The organism is Arthrobacter sp. RIT-PI-e (assembly GCF_001187915.1).
Classification (GTDB): domain Bacteria; phylum Actinomycetota; class Actinomycetes; order Actinomycetales; family Micrococcaceae; genus Arthrobacter_D.
On sequence record NZ_LGIU01000036.1, the window covers coordinates 1 to 16841 of the forward strand.

21 protein-coding genes and 1 pseudogene are annotated in these 16841 nt (G+C 70.6%); 5 read left to right on the forward strand and 17 right to left on the reverse strand.

Translation table 11 applies throughout. The annotated features are described in order from the left end of the window. The 14 genes and pseudogenes from AC792_RS02915 to AC792_RS02980 all read right to left on the reverse strand — a co-directional run. Positions 1-743: pseudogene (locus tag AC792_RS02915) on the reverse strand (hypothetical protein); the annotation flags it as partial. After that, on the reverse strand, positions 740-1522 hold the full coding sequence (locus tag AC792_RS02920; protein WP_049829090.1) for a C40 family peptidase: 783 nt from the start codon (positions 1520-1522) through the stop codon (positions 740-742). The pseudogene AC792_RS02915 and the gene AC792_RS02920, both read right to left, overlap by 4 nt. Then, positions 1519-1953: a flagellar export protein FliJ gene (locus AC792_RS02925; protein ID WP_049829091.1), complete on the reverse strand. Its 435-nt coding sequence runs from the start codon at positions 1951-1953 to the stop codon at positions 1519-1521. The genes AC792_RS02920 and AC792_RS02925 overlap by 4 nt, the downstream gene beginning before the upstream one ends. Next, the gene (locus AC792_RS02930) at positions 1953-3269 is read right to left on the reverse strand and encodes a FliI/YscN family ATPase (protein ID WP_268753332.1); all 1317 of its coding nucleotides are present in this window, start codon (positions 3267-3269) and stop codon (positions 1953-1955) included. Before AC792_RS02930 ends, AC792_RS02925 begins: the two co-directional genes overlap by 1 nt. Continuing rightward, positions 3266-3877 carry a FliH/SctL family protein gene (locus AC792_RS02935; RefSeq protein ID WP_082177323.1) on the reverse strand — a complete coding sequence of 204 codons (612 nt, stop codon included), beginning with the start codon at positions 3875-3877 and terminating at the stop codon, positions 3266-3268. Before AC792_RS02935 ends, AC792_RS02930 begins: the two co-directional genes overlap by 4 nt. Then, on the reverse strand, positions 3867-4889 hold the full coding sequence (gene fliG / locus AC792_RS02940) for a flagellar motor switch protein FliG (protein WP_268753333.1): 1023 nt from the start codon (positions 4887-4889) through the stop codon (positions 3867-3869). Before fliG ends, AC792_RS02935 begins: the two co-directional genes overlap by 11 nt. After that, positions 4886-6526: a flagellar basal-body MS-ring/collar protein FliF gene (fliF, locus tag AC792_RS02945; protein ID WP_049829093.1), complete on the reverse strand. Its 1641-nt coding sequence runs from the start codon at positions 6524-6526 to the stop codon at positions 4886-4888. The genes fliG and fliF overlap by 4 nt, the downstream gene beginning before the upstream one ends. Next, positions 6526-6834 carry a flagellar hook-basal body complex protein FliE gene (locus AC792_RS02950; RefSeq protein ID WP_049829094.1) on the reverse strand — a complete coding sequence of 103 codons (309 nt, stop codon included), beginning with the start codon at positions 6832-6834 and terminating at the stop codon, positions 6526-6528. Before AC792_RS02950 ends, fliF begins: the two co-directional genes overlap by 1 nt. 1 nt (position 6835) lies before the next feature. Continuing rightward, on the reverse strand, positions 6836-7228 hold the full coding sequence (locus AC792_RS02955) for a flagellar basal body rod protein FlgC (protein WP_049829095.1): 393 nt from the start codon (positions 7226-7228) through the stop codon (positions 6836-6838). Beyond that, entirely contained in the window at positions 7228-7569 is a 342-nt protein-coding gene (locus AC792_RS02960; RefSeq protein ID WP_049829096.1) for a flagellar basal body rod protein FlgB, read from the reverse strand. The genes AC792_RS02955 and AC792_RS02960 overlap by 1 nt, the downstream gene beginning before the upstream one ends. Positions 7570-7753: 184 nt before the next feature. Then, on the reverse strand, positions 7754-8260 hold the full coding sequence (locus tag AC792_RS02965; RefSeq protein ID WP_049829097.1) for a hypothetical protein: 507 nt from the start codon (positions 8258-8260) through the stop codon (positions 7754-7756). Next, complete coding sequence (gene fliS / locus AC792_RS02970) at positions 8223-8681, reverse strand: flagellar export chaperone FliS (RefSeq protein ID WP_049829098.1); 459 nt, start codon at positions 8679-8681, stop codon at positions 8223-8225. Before fliS ends, AC792_RS02965 begins: the two co-directional genes overlap by 38 nt. Then, positions 8681-10057: a flagellar filament capping protein FliD gene (gene fliD, locus AC792_RS02975; RefSeq protein WP_049829099.1), complete on the reverse strand. Its 1377-nt coding sequence runs from the start codon at positions 10055-10057 to the stop codon at positions 8681-8683. The genes fliS and fliD overlap by 1 nt, the downstream gene beginning before the upstream one ends. 148 nt (positions 10058-10205) lie before the next feature. After that, a complete protein-coding gene (locus AC792_RS02980; protein WP_049829100.1) occupies positions 10206-11201 on the reverse strand; it encodes a flagellin N-terminal helical domain-containing protein in 996 nt (331 codons plus the stop codon). Between the two features lie 293 nt (positions 11202-11494). Between AC792_RS02980 and AC792_RS02985 the strand changes: the two genes are divergently transcribed. Genes AC792_RS02985 through AC792_RS03000 form a run of 5 tightly spaced genes read left to right on the forward strand, consistent with a single transcriptional unit; the run spans position 11495 to position 14642 of the window. Beyond that, positions 11495-11983: a flagellar protein FlgN gene (locus AC792_RS02985; RefSeq protein WP_049829101.1), complete on the forward strand. Its 489-nt coding sequence runs from the start codon at positions 11495-11497 to the stop codon at positions 11981-11983. A 6-nt stretch (positions 11984-11989) separates the two neighbouring features. Further along, the gene (flgK, locus tag AC792_RS02990; RefSeq protein ID WP_049829102.1) at positions 11990-13372 is read left to right on the forward strand and encodes a flagellar hook-associated protein FlgK; all 1383 of its coding nucleotides are present in this window, start codon (positions 11990-11992) and stop codon (positions 13370-13372) included. 18 nt (positions 13373-13390) lie between these two features. Next, positions 13391-13966 (forward strand): flagellin, encoded by a 576-nt coding sequence (locus AC792_RS17650; protein WP_235436320.1) that lies wholly within the window; start codon positions 13391-13393, stop codon positions 13964-13966. Beyond that, positions 13894-14274 carry a flagellin gene (locus AC792_RS17655; protein ID WP_235436319.1) on the forward strand — a complete coding sequence of 127 codons (381 nt, stop codon included), beginning with the start codon at positions 13894-13896 and terminating at the stop codon, positions 14272-14274. Before AC792_RS17650 ends, AC792_RS17655 begins: the two co-directional genes overlap by 73 nt. Beyond that, positions 14271-14642, forward strand: coding sequence for a flagellar assembly protein FliW (locus AC792_RS03000; RefSeq protein ID WP_049829103.1), 372 nt, complete (start codon positions 14271-14273; stop codon positions 14640-14642). The genes AC792_RS17655 and AC792_RS03000 overlap by 4 nt, the downstream gene beginning before the upstream one ends. Positions 14643-14747: 105 nt before the next feature. Here AC792_RS03000 and AC792_RS03005 read toward each other — a convergent pair whose 3' ends face one another. The 3 genes from AC792_RS03005 to AC792_RS03015 all read right to left on the reverse strand — a co-directional run bounded on the left by AC792_RS03005 (position 14748) and on the right by AC792_RS03015 (position 16752). After that, complete coding sequence (locus AC792_RS03005) at positions 14748-15584, reverse strand: aldo/keto reductase (RefSeq protein ID WP_049829104.1); 837 nt, start codon at positions 15582-15584, stop codon at positions 14748-14750. A gap of 88 nt (positions 15585-15672) precedes the next feature. Next, entirely contained in the window at positions 15673-16125 is a 453-nt protein-coding gene (locus AC792_RS03010) for a hypothetical protein (RefSeq protein WP_049829105.1), read from the reverse strand. A gap of 6 nt (positions 16126-16131) precedes the next feature. Beyond that, positions 16132-16752: a proteasome activator gene (locus AC792_RS03015; protein WP_049829106.1), complete on the reverse strand. Its 621-nt coding sequence runs from the start codon at positions 16750-16752 to the stop codon at positions 16132-16134. Positions 16753-16841 lie beyond the last annotated feature (89 nt).

Consider the following 16841-nt stretch of genomic DNA (forward strand, 5'->3'; position numbering starts at 1 on the left):
ACCGGCGCTGGCTGGTCCGCGGCGCGCGGAGCCGCCGCGTCCGCCGCGTCATCCGTGGACGACGTCGCGTCGCCGGACACGGGGATCAGCGAGGAGGGTGCTTCCCCCGCTGCGTCCGGCTGGTCCGGGGCGGCGGGGAGTTCACCCGTCGCCGCACCCGGCGGAGGGTTCGGCGCGTCGACGGCGTCCACCTCCGCGTCCGCGCCCTCGGACGGTTCGGCGGCCCCGGGTGTGGTCGGTGACGGAGGAGGGACGAGCGGAGCAGCCGCGGGTGCCCCGGAAGGATCGCCGGTGGTTCCGGTACTGCCCGCAGCGTCGGCAGCGCCGGAGATCGACGGCACGGGAGCACTCTCCTCACCGGTGGACGGCGCACTCGGCGCCGCCGCCTCGGCGTCCCGGCGGGAGGTGGTCAGCGCCGATGCCGGTACTCCCGGGACCGGCGGTGCGGCAGCACCGGTGGCCGTGGGGCCGCTGTGGGACGAACCGGGGACGGGGCGTCCGGACGGAGCGGGCCGCTCCCCCGCGCCGGCTGCCCCTCCGGTCACGGGGGACGCTTCGGCGGAGGTCCGCTGCCGGCCGTCGGACACCCCGGGGGCTGCCTGCCGCCCGGTCAGGTGACCGGAGAACACCGTGCCGAAGGCGGAGGCGCTGCGGCTCGCTCCCCGGGCGTCGAGGGAGTCCCGGGTGCCGCCCGGTCCGCCGCGCCCGGGCGTGAGGGGAGCGGGGAGCTGCACGGGGGTCATCGGGCCATCCCCGCGAGGAACGCCGCCTGCGTGGCGTAGGCGTCGGCGGCTGCCGGGTCCACTGCCGCTGCCGCTGCCGCAGATCCGGGGCCGACGGCGGCCGCGCCCTGGGGCTCGGCGGGCAGGATCCGGCGGATGGTGGTGATGGTGCCGTCCGTCTCCCACATGTCGCGGACGGCCACGGTCTGCCCGGGCTGCGGGGCGTCGATGGCCTTGCCGCCCCCCAGGTAGATGGACACGTGCCCGCCGTCGTGGCTGAACAGCAGGTCACCCGGCTGCGCCTCGGCGAGCGACGGCACCTGGGTGCCGGCGTTCATCTGGTCCCAGGTGACACGGGGGATCTGGATGCCGATGTCCGCGTAGGCGCGCTGGGTGAATCCGGAGCAGTCCAGGCCCACGGCCGGGTCCGTGCCACCCCACACGTAGGGCACGCCCTCGTACTGGCGGGCGGCCTCGACGAGCCGGGCGGTGTCACCGAAGGACGGCGGGAGGAGCGCACCGGGTACCGCGACCGGTGCGGCCGCAGGGGCCGCCACCTCGACGGCGGGCGCGGCGGTCTCCGCCTCCGCGAGCGCACCGGCGAACATGTCGGCGGAGGCCGGGGCGGGGCGGGACGCGGCCGGCGTCGTCGTCGAGGTCCCCGCGGCCGAGCTGCCCGAGGCGGCGGAGGTGCTCGACGCCGTGGGTGCGGTCTGGGCGGCGCGCGCGGACGAGCCGGAGAGCATCATCAGGGTGGCCTGGATCTGCTGGATCCGGTTCACGGAGTCGATCATCGTCATGGCCTGTCCTTGTCCGCACGCCGGGTCCAGCCGGTCGATGCCAGTTCGTCGAGTGCGCGCTGCTCCGCGTCGAGCTCTGCCGCGGCCTCGCCCTGCCGGTGCCGGTCCTCGAGCTTCTCGAGGGCCAGGGTCTCCGCCCGTGCGGCCCGGTAGCGTTCCTGGGCGCGGTCCTGCTCCTGCTGGAGATGCGCCTCCAGGGCGTGCAGGTCCGCGAGCACGCTGCGGGCCGAGGCCCGGGCGGCGGCCACCGCGTACAGCGAGGCCACCTCGGAGGGGTTGAGCTCGGTGGCCCCGAGGGCCTCGGTGACGGTTTCGGCGTGCGAGCGGGAGCTCCGCAGCCGTTCGTTGGCCGCAGAGAGCGCCCCTGCGGCCTCGTCCTCTCGGAGCTGACGCAGACGCAGCAGCCCGGCGAGGGGGAACGATCGTGACATCAGCCGACTCCCATCGATGCGGTGAGGTGGGCCAGCCGGTCCCAGGCCTCGTCGAACGGCGTCTGCTCGTCCATGCGCTGCTGCAGGAACGCGTTGATCGCCGCCTCGTGGTCCTGGGCCGCGTCCACCAGCGGGTTGGTGCCCCGCTGGTAGGCGCCGACGTCGATGAGGTCCTGCGCCGCCTTCCGCGCCGCCATCGCCCGGCGCAGCGTCCCGGCGACGGCCGAGCGCTCGCGGGAGGTCACCTTGGAGGCCACGCGCGAGATGGAGCCGAGCGCGTCGATGGACGGGAAGTGACCGGCGACGGCGAGCTTGCGGTCCAGCACCACGTGGCCGTCGAGGATGGACCGGGCGGCGTCCGCCACGGGCTCGTTGTGGTCGTCGCCGTCCACCAGCACCGTGTACATGCCGGTGACGGAGCCGATGCTCCCGGTGCCCGCGCGCTCCAGCAGCTGCGCGAGGAGCGAGAAGGTGGAGGGCGGGTAGCCCCGGGTGGCCGGGGGCTCCCCCACGCTCAGGCCGATCTCGCGCTGGGCCATGGCCACGCGCGTCAGCGAGTCCATCATGAGCATGACGTCGTCGCCCTGCTCCCGGTACGATTCCGCGATCCGGGTGGCCACGAACGCCGCCCGCAGGCGCATGAGCGCCGGCTCGTCCGACGTCGAGACCACCACGACGGAGCGTGCCAGGCCCTCGGGTCCGAGATCGTCCTCGAGGAACTCCCGGACCTCGCGACCGCGCTCACCCACGAGGGCGATCACGGACACGGCGGCCTCCGTGCCGCGGGCGATCATGGAGAGCAGGGAGGACTTGCCGACGCCGGAGCCGGCGAACAGGCCCATGCGCTGCCCGCGGCCCACGGTGGTGAGGGTGTCCAGCACGCGGACCCCCAGCTGCAGCGGTTCGCTGATGCGGGTGCGCCGCATGGCCGCGGGGGGCGTGTTGTCCAGGGACACCCAGGACACGTCGGTCAGCGGGCCGCGGCCGTCGATGGGGCGGCCCAGGCCGTCGAGCACGCGGCCCAGCAGGCCGGGCCCGGAGGGCACCCGCAGGGGGGCGCCGTGGGCGTGGACCGGAGTGCCGGTCTGGATCCCGGCGAGCCGGCCGTAGGGCATGCAGCGCAGGCCCGCCGTCGAGGAGGCCACCACCTCCGCGTCCACGGGCGAGGATCCGCCGATGGTCACGAGGTCGCCGATCGCGCAGTCCAGGCCCACCACGTCCACGCCGAGCCCCACGATCGAGGCCACCCGGCCCAGCCGACGGGGTGTCGCCGCGTCCCGTACGCGGTCCATGAGGTCATCCAGCACGAGGGTCACGGCGCGCCGCTCCCGGCCCCGAACACGGCGCGCACGCGGTCCAGCGCCGCACCGAGGCGTGCGTCGATCGTGCCGTCGGTGAGCTGGGTGACGGCGTCGCCCCGTCCGAGCGACGCGTCGGCGACGAGCACCACCTCGGGTCGGATCCGCTCATCCCGCGTGAGCAGGGCGAGATCCGCCGGGTGCAGGTGCACGGCACGCACCTCGTCCTCCCCCGTTCCCTGCAGGGCACGGGCGACGGCGGCGCGCGCGGAGGCGGCCTCGTCCTCGAGCGCATGGCCCACGATCAGCTCGGCGACGTGGAAGGAGGTGTCGAGGATCCGTTCCCGCGCCTCGGCGAGCACCGGGGCGGTCCGCGCCTCGAGGGCACGCACCGCGCTGTCCAGCACGCGCAGGCGCTGCTGCACGGCGGCCTCCGCCCGGGCGCGTGCGGCTGCGGACTCGGCCTCCGCATGCGCTCGGCGCTCGTCCAGTTCGGCGTGCGCCAGGGCCAGTCCCGAGGCGTAGCCGGCCGCGTGCCCGCGGGCGAAGGCGATGTCGTCCGCGGCCTGGCCGGATGCGGATCCGAGGCGGGGGAACGTGATGGGCACCAGGCCGTCAGTTGACATACTCGTCCTCCTCCTCGCCGCGCTGGATCACGATCACGCCGTCGGCCTCGAGGTCGCGGATGGCCCGCACCACCTCGGCGCGGGCCTCCTCCACCTGGGAGAGGCGCACGGCACCGGCGTTGCGGATCTCGTCGTCCAGGAGCTCGCGGTTGCGCTCCGAGACGTTCGAGCGGATGACGGCGACCACCGCGTCGGCGGCGCCCTTCATGGCGAGCGCCAGGACGGCGGAGTCGATGCCGCGCAGCACCTGCTGGACGTCGCGGCGTTCCAGGTTCACGATGTCCGCGAAGGTCAGCATGCGGGCGCGGACCTCCTCCGCGAGCGCCGGGTCCCGGTTCTCGAGGCTCTCGAGGAGTTCGCGTTCGGTGGTGACGTCCGCGCGGTTGATGATCTCCACGAGCGGCTGGATGCCGCCGATCACGGCGCTGGCCTTGTTCGGGGCTGCCACCGCGCCGGCCCTGATCTTGATGGTCTCGGCCACCACCGAGACGGCCTCCGGGGTGGCCGATCCCATGGTGGCGATGCACTGCGCCACGTCGAGCCGGGTGGAGGCGTCGAACCCGGCGAGCACGGCGGAGGCGTTCTCGGGCCTGAGGTGCGCGAGCACCAGGGCGATGGTCTGCGGGAGCTCGCTCTCCAGCACGGCCTGGATCTGGCCTGCCTCCACGGTGTCGAGGAACTCGAAGGACTTCCCTGCGGCGGTGGAGGCCAGGCGCCCCACCACCCCTGCGGCACGCTCCGCGCCGAAGGAGGACTCGAGCAGGCCGATGGCCACGTCCATGCCGCCGCGGGTGCGGCGCCGACCGCTGGAGCTCAGCCCGTGGAACTCGGACAGGGCCTCCTCGGCGAGGTCCGGGTCCACGCGCTGCAGGCGCACCACCTCGGCCACGAGTTCCTCGGCCTCGGCCTCGGACATCTGCTTCAGCACCGCTGCGGCGTGCTCCTTGTCGAGCTGCATGAGCACCATGGCGGCCTTCTGCGTCCCCGTCAGGGAGGTCGGGGCGAGGCTCACACGCTCTGCCTGTCATCCATCATGCTGCGCAGGAGATCGGCGGTGCGGGCCGGGTCCTGGGAGGCCAGGGCGTCGATCTCCGCGCGCATGCGCTCCACCTCGGAGTCCGCGGCACCGGCCTGCAGGGCGTTCCGGACCGCTGCGACGTCGATCGTGGTGGTGTTCGGGGCGGGCTCCACGTCGGTGATGAGCGGCAGGCCGGGATCGATGGCGGGTGCGCTCGGTGCGGGGATCGCCGGGTACACGCCCTGCAGCTCCCCGAGGTCCAGCGGCTCGCGCTTCTGGCGCCGCGACCTGCGGGCGTACACGATCAGGGCGATGATGGCCACCAGCAGCACGGCCGCCACGATCGAGAGGGTGCGGATCAGGTCGGCGCGCTGCTGGGCGGCGGCGTCCTCCTCGGCCTGGGCGAGCGCCGCAGCGGCGTCGGCGGCACCGGCGTCGTTGAAGGGGAGCTCCTCGACGGTGACCACGTCGCCGCGGGCCTCGTCGATCCCCGCGGCGCTGGAGACCAGGCCCGTGAGCGCGGCCAGGTCCATCCGGGCGGTGGCGCCCTGGTTGAGGGCCACCGAGACGGTCTGCCGGTTGACGCCGCCGGCGGGCAGCACGGTGGACTCGGTGGTCTTGTTCACCGCGTTGTTCCGCGTGGTGGCCTCCGAGTTGAACGTGCCGTCCCCGTTCCCGCCGTTCTCGGGGACCGCGATGTTGTCGGGGCCGAGGATGCCCGCGTTCCCGCCGCCGGCGCCCTCGTAGGCCTCGGTGGTAGTGGACTCGTTGAGGGCGGGGGTGTTCTCCGGGTTGGTGAAGGTCTCCGCCACGCGTTCCCCGCTCTCGAGGCGCATGTCCGCGGTCACGGCCACGGTGGCGTTGCCCGGGCCGAGCACGCGGTCCAGCATCGTCTGCACGGAACCCTGCACGCGCTGCTCGTAGTCCGAGGCCTGCTTGCCCGCGCCGCCCGCCGCGCCCACACCCACGGCGGAGAGCACCCGGCCGCCGGCGTCGATCACGGCCACGTCCACCGCGTCCATGCGGTCGATCGAGGCGGAGGTGAGGTTGGTGATGGCCTGCACCTGGTCGTCGGAAAGGTTCACGCCGGGGGCGGTCTTCACGAACACCGACGCCGTGGGCTTGCCCTGCTCGGACACGAAGACGGTGTCGCGGGGAAGGGCCAGGCGCACGCTCGCGGTCTGCACGCCGTCGATCGCGGAGATCGTGGCCGCCAGCTCGCCCTCGAGCGCCCGCTTGTAGGTGGTGGACTGCTGGAACTCCGAGGAGGTCACGCCCATGTCGTCGAGCAGCGAGTACCCGGCGGTGGACGACGACGGCAGGCCCGCCGAGGCGGCCTTCAGCCGCTGGTCGTACACCGACTCCTGCGGGACGAGGATGGTGTCCCCGCCGTTGGTGAGCTCGTAGGGCACGCCGTCGGTGGTCAGCTGGTCCACGATGGTGCTGGCGTCCTCGCCGCTGAGCCCGGAGAAGAGCGGGGTGTAGGAGGGCTTGCCGAGCCAGGAGGCCAGGGCGATCCCGCCCAGCACCAGCGCGGCCACGCCGATGATGGCGATGGTGCGCTGGGCGATGGTGAAGCTCTTGACGGCGTCCCCGAGACGGGTGGCTGCGGTGGAGAGTGGCGTGGGCATCAGGCCTGCATCCTCATGTTCTCGTTGAAGGCGTCGGCGCCCTTGTTGCGGACGGCGGCCACGGGTTCCATGGTCACCTGGGCCCGGGGGGAGGCGAGGGTGGCGTTGTGGATGTCACTGAGGTCACCGGTGACGGCCTGCACGGCGAGGGCGTTCGACGCCGACTGCAGGGACTGCATGCTGTCCACCGCGGAGGTCATGGAGTTCGCGAAACCCGCGCCGCCGGCGTCGGACACCTGGTCGGTGCCCGTGGTGGGCAGGTAGGTGGTGGCGGCGGGCTGCACCACGCCGATCGGGGAGAGGGGCATGTCAGTTGCGTCCGATCTGGAGTGCTGCCTCGTAGGTGGCCTTGGCGCGGTCCACCACGGCGGCGTTCGCCTGGTACCCGCGCTGGGCCATGATGAGCTGGCCCATCTGGGCGCTCAGGTCGATGTCCGGGTACCGGACGTACCCGGCGTCGTCGGCCAGGGGGTGGTTGGGCTCGAAGACCATGCGGCCCTCGGGGTCGCCGAACTCCGCGCCGGCCACGTAGGCGCCCTGGCCTGCGCCGTCCGCGCGGGCGATCACGTAGCGCTGCTGGAAGGCGTCGCCGTCCGTGGAGGTGGCGGTGTTGGCGTTGGCCATGTTGTCCGCCACGGCGTCGAGCCACTTGCGGTGCAGGGTGAGCCCGGAGCCGGAGATGCCGATCGCGTCGAAGGTCATCAGGAGGTCCTCAGCGCGGTGCGGATGCCGGTGAAGGGGCCCTCGATCGCGCGGGCCGCGAACTGGAAGCGGAGCACGGTGTCGATGTTGGAGAGCGTCTCGGTGTCCAGGTTCACGTTGCTGCCGTTGAGCCGCGTGGGCTCCAGGGAGGTCTCCGTGGTGGTGTCCGCGCTGCCGTTCCCCTGGGCCACGGAGCGCGCGAGGGCGTTCTCGAACGTGACCCGCTTCGCGTGGAAGCCGGGGGTGTTGACGTTGGCGATGTTGTTCGCGATGGTGCGCTGGCGCAGGGCGAGCCCGTCGAGGGCGCTGCGCAGGGCGAGGGAGGTCACGGAATCGAGCACGGCGTTGAGACCTTTGCTGAAGCAAGGCTGAGCGGCCGATCCGTGGCCTGGGAGGTGAGCGATCCATGCTCACCGGCGACTATCGGACGCTGTACCGCCCGGTGTTAGGTGCTTGTGCGCACAAGTTTCAGGGTGTGACGTCCGGCCAGTGACGTCTCAACCCGTGACGTCCGCCCGTGATCTCTCAGCCGGTGACGTCCAAGTACACGGACTTCTCCTCGGGTGCGATCGCGGTCTGGACGGACCCGAGCACGGAGCGATGCTGTCGCAGGGTCCGCAGTTCGCCCGTCAGCTGCGCGGCGGCGTCCTGCTGGCGTTCATTGATGCGGAGGGCGCGCTCCACGAGCTCGGCGGGGAGCGGGCCGAGGCCGGCAGGCGGGGTCCAGCTACCCAGCCCGGCGGCCTGCCGGATAAGAGCTGCGTCATGCAGGTCCGTGCCGCCGAAGTCGTCCGTGAGGTCACCCGCGATGGCGTCATCGATGGCTACCTCGAGGAAGTCCAGTGCGTCGGACCAGGCCTCGAGTGGACCGACAGAGCCCGTAGCGGGATCAATGGCATCAGCTACTGGCGAGTTCACACCGGACGTGGGAGAAGGTGGCGCGGAAGCGGCGAGATCGTGGAACGCAGGCTCGGTGACAGCGCCTTCGGCGAGGTCAGCCGACACCGAGTACCCCGAGGGAGCGAGGTGCATCCGCCGTTCCCGCACCCTCCATCGCGGGGACCGGCGCCGTACCCGCCTGCGCTGCTTCGTGCCACGCCAGGCGCAAGGGTTCCAGGATCTCCGCGCACTCGGCGGTCTTGGCCCGGTCGCGGCCCACGTTGGCCTCCACGAGGGTCTGCCGTACGTAGGTATAGATGGACAGGAGGCCTGCGGCGCCGTCCCAGAGATCGGTGCGGAGGGAGGACATCAGCTCCATCACGATCTCCTGAGCGTGTAGTAGGTTCTCGGAGGCCGTGCTCCACTCTGCCGATTCCTGGGCGGCACCGGCACGCGCGAGGTCCAGCAGCAGGCGGTCGTAGAGCATGGTCAGCAAGCCGGCGGGGGTGGCCGAGAGCACGGCGTCCTGCACGTACTGCGAGCGCTTGGCCTGGTAGCCGTTCATCTGGTGCATCAGTAACTACTCCTGGAGGGAATGTTCGCGATTTGGGAGGAGAGCCAGTTGCCCTGGGACTGCATCTTGGACAGGGTGACCTCGAGTGCGGCGTAGGTGCGCTCCATGGTGGCCCGGCGCTTGTCGAGTGATCGGCCCCAATCGGCTACGCGGTCGTTCATGGACCGGATGCTGGATTCCTGGCTCTGAATACGTCGGGTGACCTCGCCGTCGAACTTGTCCGAGCCCTTCTTACCGGCTTCCGCCACACGGGTGGAGATGAGCGTCAGTGCTTCCTTGATCTGGTCCGGGTTTGCTGCGAGAGCGGCGGTGAACTTCTTCTCGTCGAACTCGACGGTCCCCGAACGGGTAAGGCTGATCCCGATCTCCGCGGTGGAGCGGCCGTCGACCGGAGCCGTAGCGGCGGACAGCACTGACTGCGCGATACCTCGCACCATACTGTCGCCCACGAACTTGCCGGCGTTCGCCTTCGCCGTGGCCGTGATCCCCGGGGTGACGGCGGAGTTCGTCGAGATGAAGGACAGAGCGCTTCGAAGCGAGTCGACGAGTTCCTTGGCAACCGCTGTGGTGCCCTCAGCGTCTCCGGCAACGGTGACGGAAACAGGATCAACGGATACCTTGTTCACGGTGACATCGACGCCCGGCAGCAGCTCGGCGAACGTATTCGAGGATGACATCACGCTTTGCTCGGCCGAGGTCCCACCCCAGAGCACCACCTCGGCGTCCTGAGCTGCACGCACGGTGGCTGCACCGGGTTCGGCGAAGAAGTCGATGGCAGTACCGGCAGCGATGTCATCGACCGTGCCGCGGAACACCTCGAAAGCGTGCTCGGCGCCGGGCTCCTTGGCCGTGAACTGCAGGCGGTACTGTTGTTCACCATCGGCGTTCTTGTTCACGCTGATCTTCGTCGCGGTAATGCCGACGTTCGCCTTCGTGACGGCAGCGACTACCTCGTCGAGGGATCCGGTGATTTCCACCTCGGTGGTGGTGCCGTCCTTGGTGCGCAGGGTCAGGGTAGACGGCTGCACGGGGAAGGAGGTCAGCGGTGCCGAGACAGAACTCTGTGACTGCGCTAGCTGCTTCACCGTGAAGTCGAGGGAACCGGGACGGGCCGACGACGACGCGGTGGCCTTGGCCGCGTCGCCACTGGAGCTTGCCTTGTAGAGGTCGAGAGCCGCAGGCTTGGCGGTCTTGGTGGCGAGCTCGGTGAGGGAGCTCAGCCGGGTGTTCAGCTGCTGCAGGGGGGTGACCAAGCCCTGGGTCGTGTTGACCTTGGCCTTGAGCAGGGTCTGCGGTCGGGCCTCCACCTGCATGAGCTGATCGATGAGGGCCTTGGTCTGCAACCCGCTGGCGATGCCGTCGATGGAAGACGCCATGAGCGTGCCTTTCGGATCGGGCTGGAGCTGAGATGCGAAGTTTCAGTTCTCTGGGCAGGCTAATGCTCGGTGGCGGGACCGTCGGTCCAGGATCAGTCCCACCACCGTGCACCTTTTGCCTACATACTCTCTGTCAGACGGTCACCATCTAGCGGAGGAGCTGGAGGACACCCTGGTTCATCTGGTTGGCCTGCGAGAGCATCGCGGTACCGGCCTGGGACAGGATGTTGGAGCGGGTGAAGTCCGCCATCTCCTTGGCCATGTCGGTGTCGCGGATGCGGGACTGGGCCGCGTTGAGGTTCTCCTGCGAGACGTTGATGCTGTTGATCGCGGACTCGAAGCGGTTCTGCACGGCGCCGAGGTCGGAGCGAGCCTTCGAGACGTTCTCGATCTGAGTGTCGATCGTCGCAATGGCGGCAAGACGCGCCGCACCGGCGGTGGTGCCAGCAGCAGGCGTTGCCTGAACGAGGTCCAAGCCACCAGCCCTGGTAGGTTGGCCAGCCGCGGTACCCGGGGTGCCGTCGACAGCCGGGGTTACGTTGCCGTCTGCATCCGTGCTTTCCGGGGTACCCGTGGTGCCCGGGATAGCCGCGGTGCCCGGTGTCACGGTCCCACCAATTGCCCTAGCGATAGCGGTGACGTCTACAAGCTTGACCGTGATTTGATCGTTCGCCGCTACGGAGCCTGCACCGACCTGGAAGGTCAAGGTATCGTTACCCTCCGCGCGGTTCAGCAGGGGAATACCATTGAAGTTTGTCGAGTCACCGATGCGGGTGAGTTCATCGGCGAGCGAATTGACCTCGGTCTGGATCGCCTCGCGAGCCTTGCCGTTGTTCGAGTCGTTACCGGCCTGAACTGCGAGGTCGCGGACACGCTGCAGGATGCTGTGCACCTCGGTGAGGTTGCCTTCAGCGGTCTGCACCACGCTGATGCCGTCCTGGGCGTTGCGGGCCGCAACTCCCAGACCGTTGACCTGCGAGCGCAGCCCCTCGGCGATGGACAGGCCGGCTGCGTCGTCGGCTGCGCGGTTGATGCGCAGGCCGCTGGACAGCTTCTCGAGCGACTTCGAGATGTCGTTCTGGGTGTTGGAGAGGTTGCGGTACGCGGTGTTGGCCGCGGTGTTGGTGTTGATTTGGAAACCCATGATGTATTCCTCCGTGAGTGGGCTGTGTTCGCAGGCCCATCCATGGGCCTGCACCAGTCACTATCGGAGGGAGTCACCGGGATGTTAGGAATCGAGTGAACTTTTTTCTAGGGGACTTCCCGGCTACTCCATACGCTGTAAGCCGGCGTCCCACTGCCCACTCCGAATCCCCTGACAAAGACCATGTATATAGAGGCCCGGAGCGCATCACGCATTCGGCTAACATCACCGCCGCACGGTCCGATAGTTCTCCCGGTACCACTCATCCGTGGTGCCGGACAGGAGGGAGCACAGTGAGCGCGCAGGATCTTTCCGCCCTGCTCTGGCAGGAACGCGAGCTGCTGGAGCTCCTCGTGTTCAAGCTGGAGGAGGAGCAGCTGCTGCTGACCTCGGGCAGGACTCGCTGGCTGCACCACGCCACGGCCGAGGTGGAGCAGGTGCTCGGACGCCTCCGGGACATCGGCCTGGCCCGCGCCGTCCACGCCTCCGATGTGGCCGCCCAGTGGGGCATCGACGGCGGCGCCAGTCTCCGGGAGCTGGCCGTCGCCGCTCCCGAGGGGCCGTGGAACGAGCTGCTCGGCGCGCACCTACAGGCCATGACGGTGCTCGTGGCGCAGATCGCAGCACTGCGCGATAGCAACCAGCAGTTCATCCGGGCCGCCACCCGCTCCACCCAGGAGACCCTGGCCGGCATCGGGACGGGCGCGGGCACCTATGCGGCCGACGGCGCCGCCTCCTCCGGCTTCAGCCGTACCCCCACCCTCCTGAACAAGGACCTGTAGCGGACCATGAGCACTTTCAGTGGACTGAGCACCGCCTACTCGGGCCTGGCCGCCGCCCGCGCCGGCCTGGACATCACCGGACAGAACATCGCCAATGCCAACACCCCCGGGTACACGCGGCAGCGGCTGGAGACCTCCTCCGTGGCCGCGACGCCGCCCAGCATGTTCACCCAGGGCACCCGCGCCGGCGAAGGGGTGCTCACCCAGGGCGTGGCACGTCTCGGCGACGCCCACCTCGACGCCCGGGTGCGCATCACCGCCGGCACCGCCGGGTACGCCGCGGTCCGCGCACAGGCCTACTCGAACCTGGAGACCGGTCTCCGGGAACCCGGGGAGCAGGGCGTCTCCGACTCCCTCAACCACTTCTGGGCGGGCTGGTCCGAGCTGTCCACCAACGTGGACCTCGAATCCTCCGCGGCCCCCCTGCTCAGCGCGGCGAACGAGCTCACCTCCCGCATCTCCACCGGCTACCGCGAGGTGGAGAACCAGTGGGCCTCCCTCCGCTCCTCCACCGAGGGCCTCGTGGCCGAGGTCAACGGCGCCGCGGGTCAGGTGGCCGAACTGAACCGGCAGATCCGCAGCGCGACGGCGGCGGGAACCTCAGCCAACGAGCTCATCGACCGCCGCACCATGCTGACGGCGGACATCGCGGGACTGACCGGCGCCACCGTGCGGAACAACGACGACGGCACCACGGACGTGCTGATCGCCGGAGGCGCACTGGTCTCGGGGACCACCGCACGCTCGCTGCAGGTCAGCGGGCCCACACAGCTCGGGAGCGACGCGGCCGTCCAGGTCGAGTGGACCCAGCGCCCGGGAGTCTCCGCAGGTGTGGAGAGCGGCGAACTCGCCGGCGCGCTCTCGCTGCTGGCCCCCGTCGCCTCCGGTGGCGCACTGGCCCAGGCGGCCGCAGGGTACGACAGCTTCGCCGAGCAGCTCGCCGGTCAGGTGAACGGCGTCCTCGCCGAGGCAGGGAAGCCGCCGTTCTTCACCTTCGCTGCCGGACGCGCGGCGGCCACGCTCACGGTGGCACCCACCACTCCTCGGGAGCTCATCACCGGCCTGGCGGAGGGCGGCTTCAACGGCACCCTGACGGACAAGGTCTCCCAGCTCAGCACGAAGCCCGGCTCCCCGGACGCGTCCTGGTCCGCGTTCGTCACCGGTCTCGGCGCCGCCGCCCGGGTGGAGCTCCGAGGCAACAAACTTGCCGAGGTCTCGGCCACGAGCGCCGTGCAGCAGCAGCTCGGCGCGGGCTCGGTCAGCATGGACGAGGAGCAGCTGGACCTGCTGAAGTACCAGCACGCCTATCAGGGCGCCGCGCGGGTGATGACGGCGATCGACGAGATGCTCGACGTCCTCATCAACCGCATGGGAATCGTCGGACGATAGGAAAGGCACACCGTGAGCATGCGCGTCACCAACCAGACCATGATGCACAGCGCCCAGCGCTCCCTGCAGACCAACCTCGTGCGCCTCGCCGACCTGCAGGACAAGGGATCCGGTCAGCGTGCCATCAGCCGGCCCTCGGACGATCCCGCGGCCACCGCCGATTCGATGCGCGTCCGCGCTGACCTCCGGGCCAACGAGCAGTACGGCCGGAACATCACCAACGGGGAGGGCTGGCTGACCCAGCTCGAGAGCACCATGGGCGAATCCAAGCGGATCCTGGACAGGGCGAACGACCTCACCCTCCGGGCGTCCAACGGCTCCATGTCCCAGAACGCCCGGGAGGCCACCGCCATCGAGATCGAGTCCCTCCGCGGCGAACTCGCCTCCCAGGCCAACATGACCTACGGGGGCCGGTTCCTGTTCGCCGGGAACTCCGACGCCGGCTCCGCGTGGGCCCGGATCTCACCTTCACCGGGAGCGGCACCGTGGAGCGGCGTATCGCCGCCGACCAGACCGTCCGGGTGGACGCGGACGGCGCCGCCGTGTTCGGCAGCGGTACCGGGACGGGCCGCGAGGCCTCCGTCTTCGCCCTGATGGACACCCTGGCCGCCGATCTCCGCGCCGGCACGGACGTCTCGGTGCACCTCGGTGCGCTGCAGCAGCGCATCAGGGACGTCACGAACCAGCACGCCGAGATCGGGACGCGCAACGCACGCCTGCTGGAGGCCAAGAACGTGGTGGCCGACAACTCACTGCTCCTGGAAGGGAAACGAGCGGCCGTGGAGGACGTGGATCTCGCCACCGTGATCCTGGACCTGAAACTCCAGGAGACCGCCTACCAGAGCGCGCTCGCCGTCTCCGCGCGCGTGCTGCAGCCCTCCCTGATGGACTTCCTGCGATGAGGGCCGTGTTCGTGACGCCCCCGCCCGGGCTGGCGCCCCTCACCGACTTCGCGCTGGAGCCGGTGGCCGGAGCCGACGGGCTGTTCACGCTCACCTCCCAGGAGGACCCGGCGGTCCGTCTCTTCCTGCTCGACGCCGCCACCTACGTGCCCACGTACGTCCCGCGGCTCTCCGAGTCGCAGCGGAACGTGCTGGGCCCGGAGGTCCCCGAGGCGCACCTGTTCGTGGTGGCCAACCCCGGTGCCGAAGGCACTACCGTGAACCTCGCGGCCCCCATCGTGGTGGATCCCCGCACGGGGTCCTGCGCCCAGCTGATCCTCGAGGGCACCGAGTACCCGCTCCGCGCAGAACTGGCCACGGCCGCCTGAACCGACGGCGGGCTCACGCCCTGCGCACAGCATCGCAGACACGAAGAAGCCGCCCCCGTGGGGACGGCTTCTTCTGCGCGGTTCCGGAGGCGCTTCCGCGATCTCCTAGAAGTCGGCGGTGGCGGGATCGGCGCCGATGCGGCCCTCGGCACCCTTGTCGAGGGCGTTGATGGCCTCGATGTCCTCGTCCTCGAGCTTCACGCCGAGCGACTCCCAGTTCTCGATGATGCGCGACTCCGTGACGGACTTCGGGATCACCACGTTGCCGAGCGCCAGGTGCCAGGCGATGACCACCTGTGCGGGGGTGACGCCGCGCTTCTCGGCGATGCCCTGCAGCACGGAGTCGTCCAGAAGTCCCTTGCCGGAGCCGATGGGCGACCACGACTCGTGCAGGATCCCCTTGTCGGTCTCGAAGGCGCGGAGCTCGGCCTGGTTGAAGTAGGGGTGGGTCTCCACCTGGTTGATCACGGGGGTCACACCGGTGGCGTCGATGATCTCCTGCAGTGCCTCGGTGGTGAAGTTGGAGACACCGATGCTCTTCACACGGCCCTGCTTCTGCAGCTCCACGAAGGCCTTCCAGGTGTCCACGTACTTGCCCTGCTTGGGCTGCAGCCAGTGGATGAGGTAGAGGTCGAGGTACTCGAGGCCCAGACGGTCCATGGACTCGTCGAACGCCTTCAGCGTCTCCTCGTAGCCCTGGTCCTCGTTCCACAGCTTGGTGGTGATGAACATGTCCTCGCGGCTCAGGCCGGAGGCGGCGATCGCGCGGCCCACGCCGGCCTCGTTGCCGTAGATCCTGGCGGTGTCGATGTGGCGGTAGCCGGCCTTGAACGCGAGGCCGACCACCTCTTCGGCCACGTTGTCCTCGACCTGCCACACGCCGTACCCGAGCTGGGGGATGGTGAGGCCGTCGTTGAACGTGAGATTCGGCGATGTAGTCATACTGTCGGGAACCGACGTCGTCCCCGGATTATTTCTGTTCCACCGAACAACTATCAGCCAGCGTGGTAATTCTTCCTGCTCGCGCTCCTCACGGGGCAGGCATGCAGCGTTCGGCCTCCGCGACGTCGTCCGAGACCAGCTCGGCGCGGCGCCGGACGTTCTCGAGACCCGCCGAGGCCACACCCCACCGCTCGCCGTCCAGGCGCGTCATCGCCGCGGCCTCCGCGGTGGTGGCGAGCGTATTGCCGGCCCGCGACAGTGCCCGGTGCACCTGCAGGAGGGCGCCCGGGATGTCGAGCCCGGCGCTCGGGGAGGAGCGCTGGGCGCTCACGCAGATAGCGCGCACCCGGGGCAGCAGGGCGCCGAGCTCGTTCGCGACGAGCACCAGCTCGTTGTACAGGGCGTCGTCCTCGATGCCCTCGAGGATCTGGTGGTAGCGGTCCAGGCCGCGCCGGAAGCGGTCGTGGGCCCGCCGCCACACACCGCTGCCGAGCTCGGCGTCGTCCTTCCGGCCCTGGCGCGCCGCTGCGAAGAATGCCACCTGCCGTTACAGGTACTGGCCCGGGCCGGAGGAGTCCGCGGGGGACGCCTGGGCCTGACGGGCCTCCGGGACGCGGCGGGGTTCGCCGTCCTCACCCACGACGACGCCGGGGGCGAGCACCGTGCCCGGGGGCAGCTGGCGCAGCTGGAGACGGGCGGCGAGCTGCTGGGCGGCCATCTGCTGAGCGGCGAGCGCGGCCTGGATGCCGTGGGAGAGACCCTCGAGCCAGCCCACCAGCTGGGCCTGCGCCACGCGCAGCTCGGCATCCGTGGGGTCGGCGTCCTGCTCGAACGGGAGGTTGATCCGGTGCAGCTCCTCCCCCAGCTCGGGGGCCAGCCCGTCCTCGAGCTCCTTCACCGAGCGCTCGTGGATCGAGGCCAGGCGGGTACGGCCGGCGTCGTCGAGCGGTGCCGAGCGCACCTCCTCCAGCAGCTGCTTGAGCATGGTGCCGATCCGCATCACCTTCGCCGGCTCGTCCACCAGCTCCGCGAGGGACGCCGGACGCGGGTCCGCCGCGCCGTCCGCGGATCCCGCGGGCACCCCTGCAACCGTGCCGTCCGGCGCGGACCCGCCGGGGACGGTGCCGGTCGCGGGACCGGAGCCGCGGGCGGGGGCGTGTTCGGTCATGACGCAATGCTCCCACAGGGGCGCCGGGCCGGACACGTCGGCCGGCACCGCTCCCGGGCCGGACCGATCACGGCGCGGCGGGATGTCCG